This window comes from Psychrobacter sp. T6-5 (assembly GCF_052258485.2).
Classification (GTDB): Bacteria; Pseudomonadota; Gammaproteobacteria; order Pseudomonadales; family Moraxellaceae; genus Psychrobacter.
In genome coordinates this window covers 3,143,718-3,165,132 of the sequence record NZ_JBQQEY020000001.1, presented here as the reverse complement: position 1 = coordinate 3,165,132, position 21,415 = coordinate 3,143,718, and the positions used below count along the sequence as shown (strand labels likewise).

The following is a 21,415-nucleotide window of genomic DNA, read 5'->3' as shown; positions in this document are numbered from 1 at the left end:
AATTGCCAATGACAAACAATAATAGTATCGCAGATGCTATGGACAATAAAATAGATACGATGAATATGGCTAAAGATATTACAATCGTTGCGGATAGCAATATCGCTAGCCTGAATGATTTTTTTAATGAGGTTACATTAGGTGAATTGACCGAGCAGACAGTCAATATTATTACTGTCGCTGGTCGTGATATTGATGCAAAACTGCTGTCTGAAGTACAGCCAGATATTTTATTAATACGCTCGGTCACACAAGTCAATGAGGCGCTGTTGGCTGAAAATCATAGCGTGCAATTTGTTGGCTCAGCGACTATCGGTACAGATCATGTTGACCAAGACTATTTAGCGATGCACAACGTTACTTTTGCCAATGCCGCTGGTTGTAGCAAGCACTCGGTGGCTCAGTACGTATTGACAGCTATCTTGACCATACGTCCAAACTATTGGCAGCAGCCCGTGACACTCGGTATTATCGGCCTTGGTAATATTGGCGGTACGCTTGCTCAATATGCCAATGACTTGGGCTGGCAGGTACTTGGATACGATCCATTATTGCCAAGCTCTACTATTAATAATGCTAGCCTTAAACAGGTGCTCTCTCAAAGTAACGCGGTGAGTTTGCATGTGCCTTTGACAATCGAGAAAGTTGATACTGATTCTAAAGGCAGTGACTATCCAACGCATCATCTCATCAATGCAGATACATTGGCCATGATGCCTGCTGATACCATATTGATTAATAGCGCGCGCGGCCCTGTGATTCATGAAAATGATCTCAAGAACGATATTGCTCATACTGGGCGACAAGTGGTTTTGGACGTGTTTGAGCATGAGCCAACGGTTGCTGATAGCCTCCTGTCTAAGCTCACAATCGCTACACCCCATATCGCTGGCTACACATTAGAAGGCAAACTACGGGGTACACAAATCATCTATGATGCCTTGTGTGAGAAGCTAGGGATCATACCTGCCCAGTCTATGTCCGACCTGCTACCACTCAACCTGTTTTTGTGGTCTGAGTTAAAAGCACACCCAGACAGACTGCCAAAATTTTATGACATTATGCAAGATGATGCCTCATTGCGAAGTAAAATATCGGGTGAAAGTTCTGACAAAGAAGTGAATGGCGCTGACTTTGACGGTTTGAGACGTGATTACCACTTGCGCCGTGAGTGGCAATCCTAATCTAGCAATTTAAAAACACTATTCTTAAAAACATAAATAATCTACGTCATTAAAGCATTATTATTTATGAATCACGGTAGACAGTCATGAGCCAATCAAGCAGTACATCTAGTCATAAACCTAACTATGCACCAACCATGACACTGGCAATGGCACAGCAACGCGCCAAGTTTATCGGTGATATTCGGCAGTTTTTTACCAGTCGCCAAGTACTTGAAGTGCAGACGCCGCTTCTATCGCAAGCGGGGAATACTGATACTTTTTTGCAGTCAGTAGCAGCAAATGTGACCTATCAAGATCGTCCTCGTACCTATTATTTACATACGTCTCCTGAGTTTGCGATGAAGCGTTTACTGGCGAGCTGGCAAGTGCCTATTTATCAAATTTGTCCTGTCTTTCGGGATAATGAGATAGGCGTGCGTCATAATATCGAATTTACAATGTTAGAGTGGTACCAGCCCAATTACAGTCTCGACGATATGGCAGGTGAGCTTAATGAGTTGCTTACGGCGCTGTATGGTCATTCAATGGTGATGAGTCATTATCGCTATGTCGATGCTTTTATGGATTTTGTTGGTATACATCCACTGACAGCGAGCCTATCTGCGCTCCAAGCTGTAGCAGAAGATAGAGGGTTGATAGGATTTGATTTTAATGATGCTGATGATAGCGAAGAAAACCGTCGTCAGAACTGGTTAGACTTACTATTTAGTCATGCAGTAGAACCCAATCTTGGACATGATTTGCCGACACTGATCATAGAATATCCGCCTGCGACAGCCGCATTGGCAAAGACGGCGCTGGATAAGGAAGGCAATAAAATAGCGAAACGCTTCGAGCTGTATATCAACGGGATTGAGATTGCCAACGCTTATGATGAGCTGGCAGATGGTCCAGCGTTGCGAGCACGTTTTGAACAAGACAATCAACTACGTCAGCGTCATGGGTTGCCACAGATGCCGATAGATGAGCATTTAATTGCTGCATCTGATGACTTGATCCCTTGTAGTGGTATTGCGGTCGGTGTTGATAGATTGCTCATGGTCATGACAGGCGCAAAGAGTTTGGAGGAAGTGATTGCTTTTCCCAGTGGTCAAGCATAATGAGATAGATAGCTTTTATTCATAGCAGCAGGAAAAAAGGTCGTCACCAATTTACCAATCGAATATTGGCGAATCGATAACGACCTTTTTTGTAATTCAATTCTGAAATGTTACGTACGTAGTTACATCTCGGTAGTCAAACTCATCTAAACAGTAGTGGCTTACACAGTAGCAATGGCTTCATTGATGTCTATGTCACCATTATGCATGTTAAATACTTTTCCTATTGTATTCTCAGCGGTTAGGACGGCTGCTAGTGTCGTAGCAACGTCTTCGATAGCATTTTCACCAGAGCTGGTATCATTGATAGTGATTTTGCCTGTACCGTCACGCTCCTTCAGTGCGCCCGGCTGTACGATTGTGTAGTCGAGCGAGCTGTTATTCACTAACCAATGATCAGCATAGTGCTTAGAGATATAGTAGTCTTTTAGATCTGCAATGTTAGGATTATTGTCCCATTTCTCAGTCTCTAGCGAGAATACAGAGCTGAGCATAATATAGCGTTTGATACCTTTGTCCTGCGCAGCTTGCATGGTCTTTACTGCACCATGTAAGTCAACTTCTAATACATTTTTACCACCAGATCCTGCGACAAAGTAGACAGCATCAATGTCTTGATCCAGCTGTTTTTCGATAGACTCTTTGCTAGCAGTAATATCCAAATCTAGCTGGCTATAGCTATCATTATCAAACAGTTTTTCTTCTTGGCGAGTCGTACCAATTATTTGGTGTTCGTCAGCTAATAGTTGCTTAACCAAGTTACTACCGACACGACCACTTGCACCAACGACTAAAATTTTCATAATCATTCCTATTTTTATTTGAATTCTGTTATGTGAGGCATTCAGTGAATGTATTTATCTCAAAAACTGAATGTATCTTAACAAAGATAGGCAACACGCTTCGTTATAAAGCGTGCTGATTGAATAGGTTTTGGTTATAGAGTGTATACGGTTTGCAAGGAGGCATACGTTACTTAGAAGACATCATCTAATAGTTGGTAAGCAGGTCAGTGTCAGACGGAATGATAAGGCCTACTAACGAACCAAGCGATTGAGACCGTCGGCAAAGGCTTTTTTATCGCGGTCGCCGTAGGGTTTTTGACCGCTCATCTCTTGCAGCTCTAGGACACCCGTGCCGCGCATGGTATCCATAAAATCGCGCATATTGAGCTTTTGCTTGATATTATTCTTGTCATAGACCACGCCGCGGGTTGTCAGTACTAGGCCGCCTTTATCCAAAATATCATTGGCTAAAGGTATATCGCTCGTAATCGCCAAATCGCCAGCCTGTATCTGCTCGACGATATAATCATCAGCCTTGTCAAAGCCTGATGGTACAACCGTCATAACGAGCAGAGGAGATTTGCGTAGTTTGATTGGCTGGTTGGCGACGAATATCGCCATTGTCTTGGTACGTTCAGCCGTTTTGATAATCAAATCTTTGGCAATCAATGGTACGGAGTCGGCATCCACCCAAATTTGCATTATTTTTTGGCCTTCTCTGTCTTTGGCGACAATGCTGCTTCAGCACCGTTATCTTCTAAGACGTCGTTTTTAGCTGCGATATCTGCGGTGTTAGATTGAGTATCGATATTTCCATACTCTTTGTCCAAACCTACTTTATTTGGCAATACGGCAACCAACTTTGCCATGGCTGATTCTAAGTCAGTCACATCATTGGGCATCAAGGTGATGTGAGCAATCTTGCGATCGTCACGCTCGGCTTTATGATAGCTATGATAGTGAGCGCCATCGATATTTAACACGGCACTGATATCAGGATATTGGCCAAGTACGTTGACCATAATCGCCGGATGGACATTGTCTGTATCGCCTAATGGCAAGTTGACCACAGCACGGATATGATTTTCAAACTGGCTAGTAACCGCGCCTTCGATGCTCCAGTGTCCAGAGTTATGCACACGCGGGGCAATCTCATTAGCCAGTATCGTGGTATGACCGCGAGCATCTTTGGTGACAAACAGCTCAAGTGCCATAACACCCACATAGTCTAGATGGTTCATGATTTTTGTGATGGCGTCTGTTGCCTGCTGGAGCAGGTGGCTGGTACCGACCGCAGGAGCTTGAGTTTTTGCCAAAATACCGTGATGATGATGGTTTTCGACCAAATCATAACAGCGTACCTGACCGTTTTGTGCTCTTGCTGCAATGATAGAGACTTCACGATTAAAATTAATGAAGCCTTCGGCAATCAGTGGCGCAGGCGTTGGCGTGAGTGAACTTTTACCACTGACGGCATCTTTTAGCTCAAGCCAAGCTGCTTTAATATCATTGTCTTGTTTGATCACGAACTGACCTTTACCATCATAACCACCGCGACTGGTCTTCAACACGATAGGCAAGCCCAACGCTTCACAAGCTTGTTTTAACTCAGCTTCAGAATTAACTTCCATGAATGGCACGGTTGCAATATCAAGCGCATTGAACATCTGCTTTTCTTTCAGACGGTCTTGGGCGACATCAAGCGCAATCAGTGGTGGGAACATGCCTTGCTTGTTACCAGACTTTGACAAGCTCGTTAATTGTTCGACCGTAGACGTTGGCGTGTTCTCGAACTCTAAGGTAAAGACATCAGCGGCTGCGATAAAGTCTGCTAATTGATCGCTATGAAACACGCGACCATATAGGCTGGCAGGGCATTCTGAATTGTCTTCTAAAAACACGCATTGATAGCCGAGTGGCATCGCGGCTTCGGCAAGCATCATACCAAGCTGACCACCGCCTAAAATACCGATGGTACGAATGGTTTGGGTAACAGGATAAGCGTTTGCTGTAGTCATGAAAGGCTCTTTGAATAAAAGTGAATGAGGTCTGTGTTGTATTAAAATTTAAAACGCAATGGGCGAAAATAGGAAAAGGTGCACTATAGGCACCTTATATCTAGTATGACTTACTTAAAAATAAAAAGTGATAGCTTTTGTTTTTAGGCGATCAGTATAAAAGACCATGCTAAAAATACTGGTTACTCTATATTTATTTAAGGATTCATAATACCGGGTGTTGGGCTAGCAAGAATGGTCTCGGTTTGAGTCTGACGCATCTGATCCAGCTTAGTAGCAATCGTATCATCATGCAAGGCCAAGACTTGAATCGCAAGTAGAGCAGCGTTATAAGCGCCAGCGGTACCAATCGCCAATGTCCCAACAGCAACCCCTTTCGGCATTTGTACAATAGACAACAGACTGTCCCAACCACTTAGCATAGAGGATTTTACAGGGACGCCAAATACAGGTAGTGGGGTTTGGCTCGCGCACATACCAGGTAGATGAGCAGCACCGCCTGCACCAGCGATGATCACTTGTAGACCGTTGTCTTTTGCACTTTTGGCGTAATCAAATAATCTGTCAGGCGTACGGTGGGCAGAAACCACTTCACACTCAAAGGCAATATCAAAGTCTGCTAGCAATTGCGCAGCGGCACTCATGGTCGCCCAATCAGACTGCGAACCCATGATAATGCCGACTTTTGGTTGACCAGCAGGGGAGGTGATTGGACCGTTCTGGTTAGCCGCAGTATTGGTGGTGCTCATGATTGGATATCCTCAAAAAGACCATCATACAAAAATTTTGCTACACTCGTAAAGCCAAGTTTGACTTTTAATAATGATATGGTGTTAATAGCGTTTATATCACTGGTTTATCTCTGCTTTTTTGTCATGATAATGCTGCACAAAGCGAGAAGCTGTCAGTGGTAATGGCTGTTCGGTATCAAGCTGATAGCAAGTCAAGTAGCCACTATCTACCGCTGCCGAATAATCAGTACAGGCAACTTGTGGACTGAGTGGCTCAGGTGTGCCGGTGAGCCAATAGTGACCGACAAATACAGGTTTATGTGTTTGTAGCGCAAAGTCAATATTTTCAGCTAATGCATCAGGCGGTATTTGTGCCAGTGCGGAGGACGGAGCGCGAGCGACCTCGCGAAGCGTGCGCTGATTCAACTTATCAAGCCACCAACGCACCCGCACTCGTCTGCGTTCAGTTCCTTCTTTATCTACCATGATGATGCCATCAGGTAACCTTGTCTCAACCCCTTTTAATACTCGTTCTAAAGCATCAAAGGCGATGGTATCTTCTTTAGCAGTTGCGATTAGACCTTCAGGAGTCAGGCAGTTATTATCCGTCAGCAGTGGCTTTAGAACCGCCATGCTATCTATATCCCAACAAGCATGCACAAAACACGCATAATCCGTCTCAATCCACAGAGGTATCTCATATAAGCGCTGCAACCAGTATTCGTGCTGCTCTGAGCCGAACGGTATCTCTGCCAAGAACGCTTCATGTTGGCGTTTATGTACCGCATTATGTGAGCGCAGATATTGGCTAGAATCCTCAGGATCGAGCGTAGCATAAGCCAAGGCATTATATTCATGATTGCCCATCACCGCATCGGCCACGTCTGCGTCTAACATCGCAAAGACAATCTCTAATGTGGCTAATTGCTGCGACCCACGGTCAATCAAATCGCCAATGAATAACGCCCTGTGACCTGCCGGTGGCACAAAATGCTGACCGTTATGCTCGTAGCCTAATTGGTTTAACAAACCAACGAGCTTGTCTGCATAACCATGAATATCACCGATAATATCTATAATCATAATGAATTATTAAATCTCAAACGTAAAAGTAAGCAACTTGCTTAATTGTCCTGATTCAAAGAATTTCTATTTGAGAAAACAGTTTAAAAACCAGGAGACAATAAAGCATTTATAAAATGGGGTAGTACTTTAGGTTCTAAAATAATCGTAGCAATGACGCCAAATGCGCCGCCCCACATATGTGCCATATGATTGATATTTGAGCCACCGCGTTTGTCCGCATAAATACTATAAAACACGTAAGCGACGGCGAACAGTATCGCAGGAATAGGAATAATGGCAAATAAGTAAATTCGCTCCCACGGTGCTAGCAAAATAAAGGCAAATAAGACCGCTGACACACCGCCCGATGCCCCAAGACTTAAGTAACTGGCATTGTTTTTATTTTTAAGATAGCTTGGAACCATGGCAACAACAATAGCCAACACATAAAAAACCACAAAACCATAGCCGAACAAAAATGAACGATATAGCCCTTCAATAGCTCGGCCAAAGAAGTATAACGTAAACATGTTGAATAGCAGATGCATACTGTCAGCATGAATAAAGCCATGCGTGACAAAACGATCCCATTGTCCGTTATTGACGGCGGGTGGATAAAAGATAAGACGGTTGAGCAATTTCTTGTTTTGCCATGCCGCTAAGCTGACAATAACAGTAATGATGATAATAAGGGTCGTATGGTTTAACAAAGGAAAATCCTTAGGCCGCGCCTGATAGGTGACAATGCAATAAATGGCAATGCGATAAATGACAATGTTCAAAGCCTAAGCGTTAGGGCTGAGTAAAAACAAATATGACCATTAATTAATATATTGATACTAAGTTCGAGTTGCTCGTAACGTAATTAGTTAATACTAACAGCAGTTATGCTGATACAAATATCTATTATGTGACAAAACGATGCATTTTTATGCTTTTATAGTGAGTAGTGTAGCAGTGTATCATGTGAGATAAGTGAAACCGCTATATAGACGTCGATGCTGCTAAGAAACGCTGGACAGTTTTAGGGCAAGTAGCCGTATATACAACGAACAATAAGTGCTTAATTTTTGCGGATTTAAAAAGTCGAGAGAGGCAGTGATCCATGAGTATTATCGATCAATTAGAACAGACCGTCACCCCCGCTATATTGGGCGAGCATAATCGCAGTGATAGCGTGGCTTATATCAGCTTGCTTGAGCAGTTTTATGCCATTTTAGCCACGCGCTTAGCGGTGCCACAGGTCTACTCGCAACTACTTCGTAACGATCAGGTAATGGCTAATGACAGTATTGCCGAGCGGCCTTTATTTGAGCAGCTATGGCAAGACCAAATACTACAAAAAACGATTATCCAAGAGCTGTCAGCCGCGCATCATATTGATGAGTCGATCACTGCTCAATTGCTAATTAATGCAACATCCTTAGCCTATCGTGAGCTAAAGGTTTTAGCCAATGGGCAGTTTTTGCCAGCATTCTTGCAAGGAGAGCAGTCGACGCTACGCCCATATTTACCTATATGGTCAGCGTCCGTTATCACTGCTACTCAAGGCGCTGGACACGAATCAACGTCAAACTTTGTCGCAGATAGTGGTATCGTGCCATTGAGTGATACCGTACCGAATAAACTTAATGAGCCTGATCTAAGCACCAGCGCAATCGCTGCAACGACAGCCGCTACAGCCGCTTATGTGGAAAACGCTAATATAAGCGCTACTGACGGATTAAATGACGATGAGCATTTTGGTGACAGTAATGACGCTATCCATGCCAGTCCAGCAGCTCATCACTTGGCAGAAAATAGCAACATCAAGCGAGAGAAAGTGCGCACTCGCAATCAGCGGAACGACTTACTGGTACGGGTGTTTTTATTAATAGTAGCGCTTGCTGCGATGGCACTGGCTGCTTGGGCATTATTAATAAAACCCAAAAGTGACATACCAGTAGAACCTGTTGCTGTCGCGCCTGTGGTCACTCCAGCTCCGCCACCAGCACCAACGATGACGCCCATCGAGTTCATCGTTGGCGTAGATGATAGTGGCAACCTCTATACTTGTAGCGCGACGGTCGGTGATGCAGCGCTACAAAGCTCGTTACAACAGGCACTCAATACGAGCTTTGGTGAGCAGGCGAGTATATGTGAATTGACCGTGCAGGATGGAGTAGCAACTACTATCGCAAATATGCCTGCGGAGATATTGCCCAATGTCCTGACCATGCTCAGATCGACACCGTTTGCCCGTCTACATTTACAAAACGATCGTCTGACAGTAGAGGCGCCGGATGACATGCTACTACAACAATTGGTCACAAACGTACGTAGTTTAGCACCAACCATGGCAGTCGATAGTACTGCGCCATTGCCACTACCTAACAATAGCAATGGTGATACGACATATGATATGGCAGGCACTAATGGACTAAACAATCAATTCGGTGATGGAGCAGGCGCTAATAACCAATACAGTAATGACGGTATGAGCAATGGCACTGGAGAATATCAAGCCGCTGATGATGAAACAGGTGATCGCGTGATACCTGCGCCACTACCTAACAATAATGGTGGATTTAATAATAATTCCAACAACGTACCTGCCAATGTTCCAAGTACTATTCCTAGCAACGTCCCTTCTAGTAATAGAACGAGCAGGCCTTCAGGCCCTATTTCTGAATCAGAAGTAGATGACATGGCGAGCAGTGTCATCGTTGCTGAACCAGCACAAGTCAGGTAGTGAGTCGTATAAAGTACATTCAAATCGACTTAGTTTAAATGTACTTTTAGAACTCGTTCAAAAGTTAAGCAAGGGAGCGGTATGAATTTGTCATACCGCTTTTTTGATTTTAACTGTTGCTTAGCTTACGTATTTGAGATCTGAGTACCAAAAACGGTTACGTGCTAGGTAGGAAGCAGATTTGCGTAGCTGAGTATCAGAATTTTATTAGCTGGTACTCAAATGCCTGTTGAGTTATGGGTGTATAGTTACGTGTGCCAACTGAAACATTACTTAACGTATCATTTGCACAACAACGTATCGACTGTGAACACACCTTTAACAATTCTATAATATCCAAAACCAAATATAGTGGCCTGATAAATCTGACTTTATAGAGTAAATGATAGAGTAAACAGTCGCCGCGTTATTAGATGATTTTGTGCTTTGAATAATCGAACAATATAAATAAAAATTAAGGGGAGAGTTGTATTATGGATATTATCAGTCATTTGACACGCACAGTCAGCCCAGCCGTATTAGCAGACGATCATAGTCCTGCTAAGCAAAATCTACTTGAGCAATTTTATGCAATTTTTGCTGCTCGCCTCGCGAATAATGATACCTATAGCCGTTTTGCTAATGAGAATATTGCTCGTGATGATAGTGCTTTTTATGATCGTGTATGGACAGAAGGGGCCCACCGTGACCAAATCTCTCGTGAGCTCGCTAATGCACATGGTGTCGATGAGACAGCTTCTCGTGGTCTGATTACTATGGCAGCGCCGCTTGCTTTTCATGAAATCAAAAGCTTGGCTGGGACCACCCCTGTACCGCAGTTTCTCAATGACAATCTCAACAGTTATCAGCATCATATCCCTGCATGGGCGGCGGCTGTCTTACCTGCGAGTGCTATTGCGGCCACTCCTGCTGCGGCACCTATATCCGATACGGTCAGTACCGCACCACTGCAGAAAGAAGAAGAGCCGCAAGGCAGCTTTATGAAAGCGTTGTTACCGATTATTGGTCTGATTATTTTGGGTGCATTGGCTTGGGCCTTATTAAGAGGCTGTCAAGAGAACCCTGAGCCTGTTGCTACGCCGATGGCTACCGCGCAGCAAGACGAGCAAGGTAATAAGCAAGCAGTAGTGGCAACTGATATCGAGCCTGCCTCACTCCGTATTGCCACTGGCGAAAATGGTGAGCTATACGCTTGCCGTATGAGCGTAGGCAACGAGACGCTACAGACCAATGTAATGAATGCACTAACTGGCGCGTTCGGCGATGAAGCCAATAAGTGCCGCGCTGATGTCGATGATAATTTTGCCATAGATATGCCAGCCGCTGCACAGCTTGCCACTATATTACCGATTGTCAAAAATGTACCGAATGCTAGCATGGTGATTAAAGGCGATACCATCACGGTCAATGCACCTGATGATGCGGCATTGGCCCAATTGGTGACTGATCTACAAGCTGCTGCACCTGCGATGATGGTAGAAGCTGAAGGTCCATTAGATTTGCAAGGTGAGATTGACGAGAGTGTGGCTGCTGCAGATGCTGCTATGACCAATCTTGATGACGATCCAGACCCACGTGATGTCGCGCGTGCCTTGAGCCTTCAAGTTATCAACTTCCAAGTGGATGAAGCCGTTATCCCTGATGTCAATAAAGCCATTCTTGATCGTGCTGCAAAAATCATCAACGAAGTGCCTGATATGAACCTGATGATTATCGGTCATACAGATAGCCAAGCGTCGGATGCTTATAACATGGAGTTGTCTCGTGAGCGTGCTGAGTCAGTAAAAGAGTATCTGGTGGCTCAAGGTGTCGATGCGAGCAAACTTAGTACAAAAGGTATGGGTGAGACAGATCCTATCGCCGATAACTCAACTGAGCAGGGGCGTTTCCGTAACCGCCGGATTGAATTTATGGTCAATGACAAAATGGTCGATCCAAATGATGGTATGATCATCAACAGCGACTCGCTTGATCCAGATTTGAATCCGCTAGACAGTAATAATGATGATTTGTTGCCTGATGGTGATGATGCGACTCAAGGTACTGCAGTAGATCCAACGAATTAATCAAAAAATATCTAATTTAGTAGCAGTCAAGTCTAAAAAACCGCACCTTAATGATGCGGTTTTTTATTTGCCAAATTTTTCAAATGTTCTGTATGAATATAAAGCTACTTATAGTCAGTAGGGTCTTTTGACTCATTGGCAGGTTCATCAACTTGTGTATCAGACTCAACGTTAAAAAAGGTCTGAGTAACATTGTTCTTTGCTTGTTGCCAATAATCAAACTGCTGGCAAGTAGACTCAAAATCACCTTGCCACTTTGGTATATTACCGCACATGGTTTTGATACGCTTCTGGTTAGGATAGGGTAGTTCTTGCGCTGCTGCTGCCGCTTCATGAGCGGCAACGCGATCGTTACACACCAGTGCAATATCGCAACCAGCTTCAATGGCAGCTTTTACGCGCGCGCTGACATCGCCAGCAGCTTGTGCCCCTGCCATCGATAAATCATCAGAAAAAAGCACACCGTTAAACGCTAGCTGATCACGAATGATGTCTTTTAGCCAAATTTTAGAAAATCCTGCGGGTTTGTTATCTACTTGCGAAAAAATCACATGCGCTGGCATCAGAGCATCAAGCAGTGACAGCGTTTGCGCAAAAGGTTGCATGTCACTATTGATGATCTCGTCCAAGCTACGTGTATCGATGGCCTCTGATACATGAGAGTCAGGAGCGATAGCACCATGACCAGGGAAATGCTTGCCAGTGGTGGCCATACCAGCCGCTTTCATGCCGCGCATAAACTGCGTGGCTAGGGCAACGATCGCTTGTGGCTCCTGATGAAAGCTACGGTCACCGATAACTTGGCTGATACCATTTCGATCCAGCACGGGCGCAAAGCTCAAATCAATACCTACTGCCAGTACTTCGGCTGCCATCAGATAGCCGCAGTCATATGCGCAGCTGAGCGCACGACTTGGGTCGTGATTGAATAACTCACCAAGCCTACCCATAGCAGGTAGCTGTGTAAACCCTTCACGCAGCCGTGCGACTCGTCCGCCTTCTTGATCGACACCGATAAGTATATCCTGATTGTGATACCGGATATCATCACACAACGCGCGTACTTGGGCCGCATCGGCGACGTTACGTCCAAACAGTATGACCCCGCCAATTTGTGCTTGTTTGATCAAGCTGACGTCTTCTGCGGTCAGTGCGGTATTGTCGATATCAATCATTAAAACGCCGTACATTGCGTAATCCTTATTTTTTTGTGTATTGTTATATTATGGGGTTGACCGATCATCGATGTCCAATCGCTTAGCAGTCATTACTCATGCACTTTATTATGACAGTTATTATCAATTGAGCCTAATGTGGCAGATTATTGGTATCAAATCAATTTGTGGATAGTCGGCGAATTAATGCTAATAGCCTTCAGTCGCTATGTGTGATAAAAGTGATAGAAAGTTTGGTATGTGCAGGCGTTGCGTGTAAGATTGCTTATACAGTTTGAGACAGTTCAGTATTTATGCGCATGATAATATTGATTTTTGACTATATATCAGGATTCGATAATAAGCGTCAGAATCTATATATAAAGGCGACGGAATAATAAAGCTATAGCGTTGTAAGCTCATAGTGATAAGTAAGCTAAGGCAAAGTAAGACAGACATTCAGCAAAACAGACGACAGTCATGGGCAATAACACATTCAGCAGTTTTTAATTTTTATAACACAAATAATATCACTAACTTCAAATAACTAGGTACATATGATGAAAAAACAACCAGCACAGTGGTTACTCAGTGCAGCGTCAGTGGGCATCGCCGGTATTATCCTGACACAAAGCTACGGTACTGCCGTAGCAGAAACCAATACGGGGAGTTTTGTTCAGACACCTGAGCAAAAGGTCACTACTCGCCAAGTTGCCGCTTTGCTGGATCGCAGTCATTACCTTAATCAGCCATTAGATAGTAAAACCGGTAGCGAAATCTTATCAATGTACATTGATAGTCTTGATCCAAATCATACTTTATTTTTGCAGTCTGATGTCGATGAGCTTAAGAAAAAGCATGCCGATGATTTTGGCGCTCGCCTCAAGCAAGGCGACCTATCCGCAGGGGTAGAAGTTTTCGATCGTTATCGCAAACGCTCAAACGAATATTTTGCCATGGCGACCAAGATGCTCAAGAAAGATATTGATTTGACCGGTGATGACACCATCATTCTTGATCGCGAAAAGCTCGGACATTTCAAAACCAAAAAAGAGCAGCGCGACTATTGGGAACGTCAGCTAAAGTTTCAGCTGATGAGTATCACGCTGGGCCAAGAAGACGAAAAAGCCAAAGAAAAAGTATTTTTAAGCAATCCAGATATCACTCGTGGACAAGACTTGGTACGTAACGATGAACGTACGCCAAATGAGATTTTGCAAAATCGTTTATCACGTCAGCAAGAGCAGTTTAAGCGTCTCAAAGATGACGAAATCATGGAGACTATCTTAAACACGGCGATGCTCACTTATGATCCGCACAGTAACTACTACGCGCCGATTCAAGCAACTGAACTACAGATTCAGTCTAGTCTACAATTAGAAGGCATCGGTGTTTCTATCCGTCCTGATCGTAAAAACCCAGATTACACCCGTATCGTGACCTTAGTTGATGGTGGTCCAGCGGCCAAATCAGGACAAATCAAGCCCAATGACTTGATCGTGGGTATCGCAAAAGATGGCGAAACCATGACGGACGTGGTTGGCTGGTCGACGCGTGAGATTGTCGGCTTGATTCGCGGTAAGCGCGGTACGTCTGTCACGCTCAAGCTACGTCAGCCTAATACGCCAGATGCCAGTGCCCGTACGGTCACCGTCGTGCGAGATATTATCCAGCAAGAAGAATCAGGTGTGACTCAGCGCGTGGTAGAGGTACAACGTCCTAATATCGACAAAACACCAAAACGTATTGGCGTACTTGAGATACCGAGCTTTTATCTGAACTATCGTGCCCGCCGTAATGGTGAGGACTATCGTAGTGTCAGTATCGATACCGAAAAAGCCTTAAAAGAATTGAACAAAGAAAATATCGATGGTCTGGTTGTCGACTTACGTAATAACCCTGGCGGCTCATTAGATGAAGTTGCCAAGATGCTAGGACTATTTATCAAGAGTGGACCGCTGGTACAAATTCGTGATAATCGCGGCAATATTCAAGTGTACCGTGATGACGATGGTGGCGAGCAGCTCTATGATGGCAAGATGGTGGTTATTACCAATCTAGCATCGGCCTCAGCCAGCGAAATCTTTGCCGCGGCCATTCAGGATTATGGTCGTGGATTGGTGGTGGGTAGTACGACCACAGGTAAAGGCTCTGCGCAGATTCAACTCGATAGCTTGGCACTAGGTTCTGCGACCTTAACTCAGCGTAAATTTTACCGTATCACAGGTGGTAGTACGCAGAATAAAGGCGTAGTACCTGATGTTGAATTGGTCAATATCTATGATGATGCAACCTTTGGCGAACGCGCGCAGAAAAAAGCCTTGCCTTGGGATACCATCAGAACGGCGCCTTATAAGCCTGAAGGGAAGTTCACTAGCGATACGCTAGCGACGCTCAATCAGCAGTCTAAGATTCGCCAAGAGAAGAACCCACAGTTTACTTATCTGTCGACGCTCAATGATATTCGTAATATGGACGATGAGAAGAAACCAGTTCGTTTAGATATTAACAGCCGCCGAGCCAAAATGCAGCTGATTGAAAAGCGTTCGTTAGAAGCCGAAAACAGACGTCTGATCGCTACTGGTGAACGCCCCTATTCTAATTGGAATACGTATCAGGCCGCGATGGATGCAAAGTTTGAAGAGCGTAGTCGCATGAAAGCTGCTGAGCGTCCAGAGTTGCCAGAAGATGAAGCGTTTATTAACGAAGCCGCTTATCTGATGCTGAGTGCAGAACCCAAAAAATTGCTCAGCCCTGAAGAAAAGCTATAGATTCTCAATTACCTATTACACCCATGTAAGCATATGCTTACATGGATTGACGCTTGAACCACTTACCAATCATAGGTCAATCTGCGACTATAACTGTACGGCACGATTGAACGAAACGGTTCATTGATACTAGGGATTGGTATCTTAAAGGTCGCATCAGGGATAAGTGGTTTGCTGATTAGGGACGATAAGGCTGGATGCCTGTCAGTTATGAGATACCCCGGGATTAGGTATCACGTAACGCTAACATGGATGGTTGGTAATAAAAGCCGCATGACGCTTGTCGTTATGCGGCTTTGTTATGTCTGGAATTTGGTAATATATTTTATCGGATATTTATGAGTAATCTATAAATTGCCTTCTTTATATTGATCTAACCTATGATTTACTATAAAAACTCCATAAAAAAAGACCAGTAACCTGATCAGCTACTGGCCTTTTTGATTAGTCGATTCATTCTTTAATCATTTATCGCCTAATCATTTTCACTATACTCTAGAAGAGATTAGTGCTCAACGCCACCTGCGCCATGTACATGGCCGTGGTTTAGTTCGTCTTCAGTTGCTGCACGTACTTCTTGGATTTCAACATCAAATGTCAAACGCTTACCAGCCAATGGATGGTTTGCATCAACAGTCACTTCTTGGTCGTTTACGTCAGTTACAGTAACTAGCATAACTTGGCCACCAGCTTCTGACTGGAACTGCATACCAGGCTGGATATCATCAACGCCTTGGAAGTTTTCGCGTGGTACGTGCTGTACCGCTTGCTCTTGGTACTCGCCGTAGCCATCAGCAGGTTCAACTACTGCGTTGACTTTTTCGCCAGCAGATTTGCCTTCTAGTTGTGACTCTAGGCCTGGGATGATGTTGCTGTGACCATGTAGATAAGCAAGTGGCTGACCTTCTGGAGACTGGTCAAGGATATTGCCTTCGTCGTCTTTTAATGTGTAATTGAATTTGACGGCAGTGTCTTTTGCGATAGTAGTCATAAAATATCCTAAATATATCTATGTAAAAAATTAAATACGGTTGCAATAAACCTAAAAAAGCCAATCAGCAAGCCAAATAGCCACAGTATTAGTCAATTATCATCAGTTTATTAAAGTAACTTTAGCAGTTAGCATCTTTAATTGAGATGGCGTATATAAGTTTCAAGGCAAAAAACATAAAAAATGCCAATTAATGCCACAATTTACAATAATAACTGTTATTTTCTATAGTTAATCGATAACTACTGGCCACTCAGGGTTTGGGAGTTGCGTTTTTTGGGAAGGACTCCTAACATAACAATAAAATAAGGACGAGAGATACTATGACTGCATTTGCCGATAATACTAATAACCAGCTAACGAGCGACGTTTCAATCAGCCACGATGATATCAATAATATGGCTGATATCAGCTACCAATTCGATTTTACCCGTTTTTCTGAGCATTTGGTTGATGTGTCACTGTCTTTTACGGCAACAGCTGATGCTCCTCAGCTCTGGCTACCAGCATGGATACCAGGAAGTTATCTGATGCGCGAGTTTGCTCGCAACATCACCGCTGTGCATTATCGAATAACAGATCGCCAAATAACAGATAACGACAGTCAGTTTGAGACGTATCGCGCGCAAAAAATAGATAAACATACGTGGCAGCTGCCAACGGTTCAGACAGGGCAGAGGGTAGATGTTGAGTATGAAGTCTACTGTTATGACCTATCGGTACGTACTGCCTATGTCGATCAGCAGCGTCTGTATGGTAATTTTACCTCACTTGCACTCGCGGTCGATGGGCAAGAGCAGATTCCAGTACAAGTCAGCTTGATTGTCCCGGAGTCGTTTTTATTAGATAAAGAAGAAAGTCATGTAATCTTGGCATGTGGTTTGGTATCTACGCATCTGTGTGTTGAGGGTCAGAGCGAAGACAAACGGCACTGTTATCAATTACGGGCAGATAATTATCATGAGCTGATTGATTATCCTTTTGAGATTGCAGCACAGAATAAATTTGATTTTATTATTCATGACAGTCAGCATCAGACACTTCATCACAGTTTTTATCTCTCAGGCAAGCATAGCGCCAACATGGGTAGACTACAGCAAGACGTCACCCAGATTTGCCAGACCTATCTAGATTGGTTGGGAGATGCGCCATTCAACGATTACACCTTTATGACGTTTGCCAGTGGTCAGGACTATGGTGGGCTGGAGCATATCAATTCTACTAGTCTGATTACCCCGCGCCGTGACTTACCGAATGCTGATGAGCCAAAAATACCGAGCACGGATTATCAGCGGTTTTTGGGCTTGTGCAGTCATGAGTATTTTCACTCGTGGTGGGTTAAAACCGTGCGTCCCGATGTCATGATCGATGTTGATCTACGCCGTGAAGCGTTCACTCCAATGCTTTGGGTATTTGAAGGATTTACGTCTTATATCGATGATTTTATGCTGCAAGCATCTGGCGTCATCGATAAGTCAAACTATCTTAGGTTACTAGCGGAACAAATCAATCGCTATTATCAAACGCCTGGACGCGATAACCAAAGTGTCGCCGAGTCGAGTTTTGATGCTTGGATTAAGCTATATCGCAGCGATGAAAACACCGGTAATGCAGGTATCAGCTACTACAATAAAGGCGCATTGGTGGCGCTGTGTCTGGATTTGATGTTGCTAAAAAATACCAACAATCGCTATCGTCTATTTGATGTGGTCAAAGCGTTCTATACCCAAGCAAAGCAAAATGACAGCAAGCGTATCGGCATCAATAGCGCGGATATGGGCGACGTGATTGGGCAGTTTATGCCAATAGTGGAATGGGAAGATTTTGAACGCCGTTACGTCAACGGCGTAGAGGAATTGCCGATTGAGGCGCTGCTGCTCGCAAACGGTGTCAAAATGCAGGTCAATACTAAAGAGACTGCGGATAAGCATGTCCCATGGGGTATGCGCTGCAATGAGACACCCGCTGGACTCAAAATTAATCGCGTGAACCGCGGTAGTGTTGCTGCCAAAGCAGGTATCTCAGCCCATGACGTTATTATCGCGATTGATGGCATCAAGGCGGATAGTAAGCAGCTAGCATCGCTGAGTAATGCAGAGCATCCCGTTGAGTGTCATTTGTTTCGTCGCGATGAGTTGATGTGTGTGCAAGTGCAACCTAGTGAGCTGCAACGGCAAGATAGTGCCGATAGTGAGGAAGTTATCGAAAAAGCGTTTCCTCATAAAGTCAGCCTACACATAGTAAAAGGCGATAAAGCGCTAGAGGACAATGATGATAAAGCGCAAGGAGAGGCAAGTTGGGAGACATGGCTTAATGTCATGAAGCGTCAGCCAGAATAGCGGCAGCGGTTTGTACAGGCAGAAAAGTAAAACCCCTTGATAAACAAACATGTTTATCAAGGGGCTTAGGGCGTGTCATCAATTAACCCATTCAATCATTTAGCGGTCTTAAAATGGCTAAATCTTGTCAAATATCGTCAAAAATCTTGTGAATATACCTATATTCTCTGCAGTTTTTTCCTCATTTAACTACTATTTATCTCATTTTAAGCCTCGCTATCTAAATGATGACACGCCCTAAATCATAGTTGATAGATTGTTTGATACTCTCAATCAATATTTAGTAGGAAGTAATCATACAAACAGTCGATTTTATATTTTTATACTGAGTTGATTGTTACTGCTCTTTGGTTTTATCATCAGGGTCTTCACTGGCAGACTTCTCGTTTGCAGTAGTGTCGCCGTTAGGCTCGACAACTTCAGCATTATCGTTTTCAACATCGCTCGTCGCTTCAAGCGCGGCAATCCAGTTTTGCATGAGTTCAATCTCTACTTGCTGCGTATCGATGATGTGCTGTGCCAGTTGACGCATTTCTTCATCAGTACCATATTCGAGCTCGATTTTTGCCATATCTACGGCGCCAATATGGTGCGGTAGCATGCCACGTGCAAATGCCATATCCGGCATAGGATCAGCAATCCCCAGTGTCATCTCGCCATGCATGCTTTCCATACCCTTAGCATATGCCTGTTGCATAGCAGCGGTATTGGGTTTAGGTTTGGCTGCGTCAGGATGGCTAGCAAGCCATTTGTTTAGGATATCAATCTCAGCTTGCTGCGCCGTGATGATATCTTGGGCAAGCTGGCGCATGGCGTCATCTGTACCGTATTTTAGCTGAATTTTCGCCATATCTATCGCGCCGCGATGATGTCCAAGCATGCCTTTGGCAAACGCAGTATCAGGATCGTTATAACTCATCCCGATCATCATCTCGTCATGCATGCTGGTCATGGACTTTGTGTAGTCTTTGAGCATATCCGTCATCTGAGCGTCATCTGTGATGTTTTCGCTATCTACCGATGTATCGTGGCTCATATTCTCATGCTCAGCATGAGTCATGTCAGTCATTGGCGGGGTGGCTTCTTCTACAGGTGCTGATTGACTATCTGCTGCTGGCTGACACGCACTTAATAGCATTGCAGCAGACATGCTGGTGGCCAACAGAACAAAACGATGAGAAGCAATCATGATATATCCCTACTATAAGAAGACCAAATGATAAATAAATGAGGCCTATTTTACATAACTAATGACGTGCTGAATCTTAACAGATAAACCTTACCCATTCGAGACGCTATGTTTAACGAGACGTAATATATTTACTTTAAATGAAAATATATATCGGTAGCTAAGCGCTTAGACGTGACAAACTAATAGCTAATACCCAACTGCTGATAGTGCTCACTAGCTAAGTGAATACGCACAAACTCGCCAACTGCTATGTTACCCAATTCAAACCCTGCCACCGACCAACGTATCAAACGCAGACAGGGCAACCCAACGTGCGCGGTCATGCGTCTGACTTGACGGTTTTTACCTTCATAAATCGTCAGCATCAACCATGAGTCCGGTACGCTTTTACGCTCACGTATCGGAGGATGACGTTGCCAGAGCGTCATCGGTAGCTCATCTTCACTCACGTGTTTGACTTCAGCAGGCAGAGTTTTGCCATCTTTGAGAACCACGCCACGTCTGAGCTGACCAAGTTGCTCAGCAGTAGGAATGCCCTCAACCTGTACCAAATAAGTCTTACCTTGCTTACGTCCAGCATTGGCTTTTGGCGGATGGGTAATCGCTTTATTGACTCGGCCATCATCGGTCAAAATAAGTAGCCCTTCGGACGTTGCATCAAGCCTACCAGCAACTCGCAAAGACTTATCAGTAAAGTACTGCGATAGAGTGGCGTGGTTATTGTTGCTATCGTCTCTGAACTGACTTTGCACCCCATAAGGCTTATTGAACAAGATGAGACTAGAAGTCGGCATAAAGTGATATTTCCTGAATGTAAATGAGTGATTAGCAGTCTTGGCGTATGTTTGATCAAGCAAAGCCAGTACTAAAAAATAAGAACAGAGATATCGTGTTTGACGTACTCTGTGCGATGTATGTTGCTACAAAAGTAGGACAGCAACCGCGCAAATTTACTGTTACTCTAATTCCATATTTTTGTAGTGGTATTTATATTTTTGATAGTAATAAACCTATCATCTACAAGATAAAATGATTGTCCAGCCCTTTGTTCTATTACTATCAACAAGATAATATATTATAACCCTTCAAAGATTACAGTGTTATAAATGCTGTATTTTATTAATAATATATAAAATGTATATGTGATATTTCTTATTAATTTAGCCAATAACACTGAATTTAATAATGAGCAGTTTCTATACACAGTTTTAGCTTATATTTGCATCAATTCGTACGTTTTTAATTTGAAGCTATTTTTTAGTATCGTTCAATCCAATGCCGTAAG

Annotated in this window: 16 protein-coding genes; 6 read left to right on the top strand and 10 right to left on the bottom strand. The window is 43.9% G+C overall.

Going from position 1 to position 21,415, the window contains the following annotated elements:
• The first annotated feature begins 65 nt into the window (after positions 1-65).
• Both ACTXGK_RS28240 and epmA read left to right on the top strand, forming a co-directional pair.
• Positions 66-1,184 carry a 4-phosphoerythronate dehydrogenase gene (locus tag ACTXGK_RS28240; RefSeq protein WP_443514863.1) on the top strand — a complete coding sequence of 373 codons (1,119 nt, stop codon included), beginning with the start codon at positions 66-68 and terminating at the stop codon, positions 1,182-1,184.
• 86 nt (positions 1,185-1,270) lie between these two features.
• The gene (gene epmA / locus ACTXGK_RS28235; protein ID WP_443514564.1) at positions 1,271-2,287 is read left to right on the top strand and encodes an EF-P lysine aminoacylase EpmA; all 1,017 of its coding nucleotides are present in this window, start codon (positions 1,271-1,273) and stop codon (positions 2,285-2,287) included.
• Between the two features lie 161 nt (positions 2,288-2,448).
• On the opposite strand, the gene ACTXGK_RS28230 is transcribed toward epmA, so the two are convergent.
• The 6 genes from ACTXGK_RS28230 to ACTXGK_RS28205 form a co-directional block, all read right to left on the bottom strand.
• A complete protein-coding gene (locus ACTXGK_RS28230) occupies positions 2,449-3,090 on the bottom strand; it encodes an SDR family oxidoreductase (RefSeq protein ID WP_443514563.1) in 642 nt (213 codons plus the stop codon).
• Between the two features lie 234 nt (positions 3,091-3,324).
• Positions 3,325-3,774, bottom strand: coding sequence for a YaiI/YqxD family protein (locus tag ACTXGK_RS28225; RefSeq protein WP_093067583.1), 450 nt, complete (start codon positions 3,772-3,774; stop codon positions 3,325-3,327).
• A complete protein-coding gene (locus ACTXGK_RS28220) occupies positions 3,774-5,090 on the bottom strand; it encodes a 5-(carboxyamino)imidazole ribonucleotide synthase (RefSeq protein WP_443514562.1) in 1,317 nt (438 codons plus the stop codon). Before ACTXGK_RS28220 ends, ACTXGK_RS28225 begins: the two co-directional genes overlap by 1 nt.
• 197 nt (positions 5,091-5,287) lie before the next feature.
• Complete coding sequence (gene purE / locus ACTXGK_RS28215) at positions 5,288-5,839, bottom strand: 5-(carboxyamino)imidazole ribonucleotide mutase (RefSeq protein WP_443514561.1); 552 nt, start codon at positions 5,837-5,839, stop codon at positions 5,288-5,290.
• A 99-nt stretch (positions 5,840-5,938) separates the two neighbouring features.
• Complete coding sequence (locus tag ACTXGK_RS28210; protein WP_443514560.1) at positions 5,939-6,904, bottom strand: metallophosphoesterase; 966 nt, start codon at positions 6,902-6,904, stop codon at positions 5,939-5,941.
• An 83-nt stretch (positions 6,905-6,987) separates the two neighbouring features.
• Positions 6,988-7,596, bottom strand: a complete 609-nt coding sequence (locus ACTXGK_RS28205; RefSeq protein ID WP_371531523.1) for a rhomboid family intramembrane serine protease — start codon at positions 7,594-7,596, stop codon at positions 6,988-6,990.
• Positions 7,597-7,991: 395 nt separating this feature from the next.
• Here ACTXGK_RS28205 and ACTXGK_RS28200 point away from each other — a divergent pair, with 395 nt between their 5' ends.
• Together ACTXGK_RS28200 and ACTXGK_RS28195 are read left to right on the top strand one after the other, a co-directional pair.
• Positions 7,992-9,617, top strand: a complete 1,626-nt coding sequence (locus tag ACTXGK_RS28200; protein ID WP_443514559.1) for a hypothetical protein — start codon at positions 7,992-7,994, stop codon at positions 9,615-9,617.
• A 473-nt stretch (positions 9,618-10,090) separates the two neighbouring features.
• Positions 10,091-11,683, top strand: a complete 1,593-nt coding sequence (locus ACTXGK_RS28195; RefSeq protein WP_443514558.1) for an OmpA family protein — start codon at positions 10,091-10,093, stop codon at positions 11,681-11,683.
• A 104-nt stretch (positions 11,684-11,787) separates the two neighbouring features.
• Here the strand turns inward: ACTXGK_RS28195 and nagZ are convergent, their stop codons facing one another.
• The gene (gene nagZ / locus ACTXGK_RS28190; RefSeq protein WP_443514557.1) at positions 11,788-12,873 is read right to left on the bottom strand and encodes a beta-N-acetylhexosaminidase; all 1,086 of its coding nucleotides are present in this window, start codon (positions 12,871-12,873) and stop codon (positions 11,788-11,790) included.
• 524 nt (positions 12,874-13,397) lie between these two features.
• On the opposite strand from nagZ, the gene ACTXGK_RS28185 reads away from it, so the two are divergent.
• A complete protein-coding gene (locus tag ACTXGK_RS28185; RefSeq protein WP_394210338.1) occupies positions 13,398-15,608 on the top strand; it encodes a carboxy terminal-processing peptidase in 2,211 nt (736 codons plus the stop codon).
• A 505-nt stretch (positions 15,609-16,113) separates the two neighbouring features.
• Here ACTXGK_RS28185 and ACTXGK_RS28180 read toward each other — a convergent pair.
• Positions 16,114-16,599, bottom strand: a complete 486-nt coding sequence (locus ACTXGK_RS28180; RefSeq protein ID WP_201598934.1) for an FKBP-type peptidyl-prolyl cis-trans isomerase — start codon at positions 16,597-16,599, stop codon at positions 16,114-16,116.
• 323 nt (positions 16,600-16,922) lie between these two features.
• Between ACTXGK_RS28180 and ACTXGK_RS28175 the strand changes: the two genes are divergently transcribed.
• Positions 16,923-18,938: a M61 family metallopeptidase gene (locus ACTXGK_RS28175; RefSeq protein ID WP_443514556.1), complete on the top strand. Its 2,016-nt coding sequence runs from the start codon at positions 16,923-16,925 to the stop codon at positions 18,936-18,938.
• Between the two features lie 337 nt (positions 18,939-19,275).
• Here the strand turns inward: ACTXGK_RS28175 and copM are convergent, their stop codons facing one another.
• A complete protein-coding gene (gene copM, locus ACTXGK_RS28170; protein ID WP_443514555.1) occupies positions 19,276-20,127 on the bottom strand; it encodes a CopM family metallochaperone in 852 nt (283 codons plus the stop codon).
• A gap of 182 nt (positions 20,128-20,309) precedes the next feature.
• A complete protein-coding gene (locus tag ACTXGK_RS28165) occupies positions 20,310-20,924 on the bottom strand; it encodes a pseudouridine synthase (protein ID WP_443514554.1) in 615 nt (204 codons plus the stop codon).
• Between the last annotated feature and the right edge of the window lie 491 nt (positions 20,925-21,415).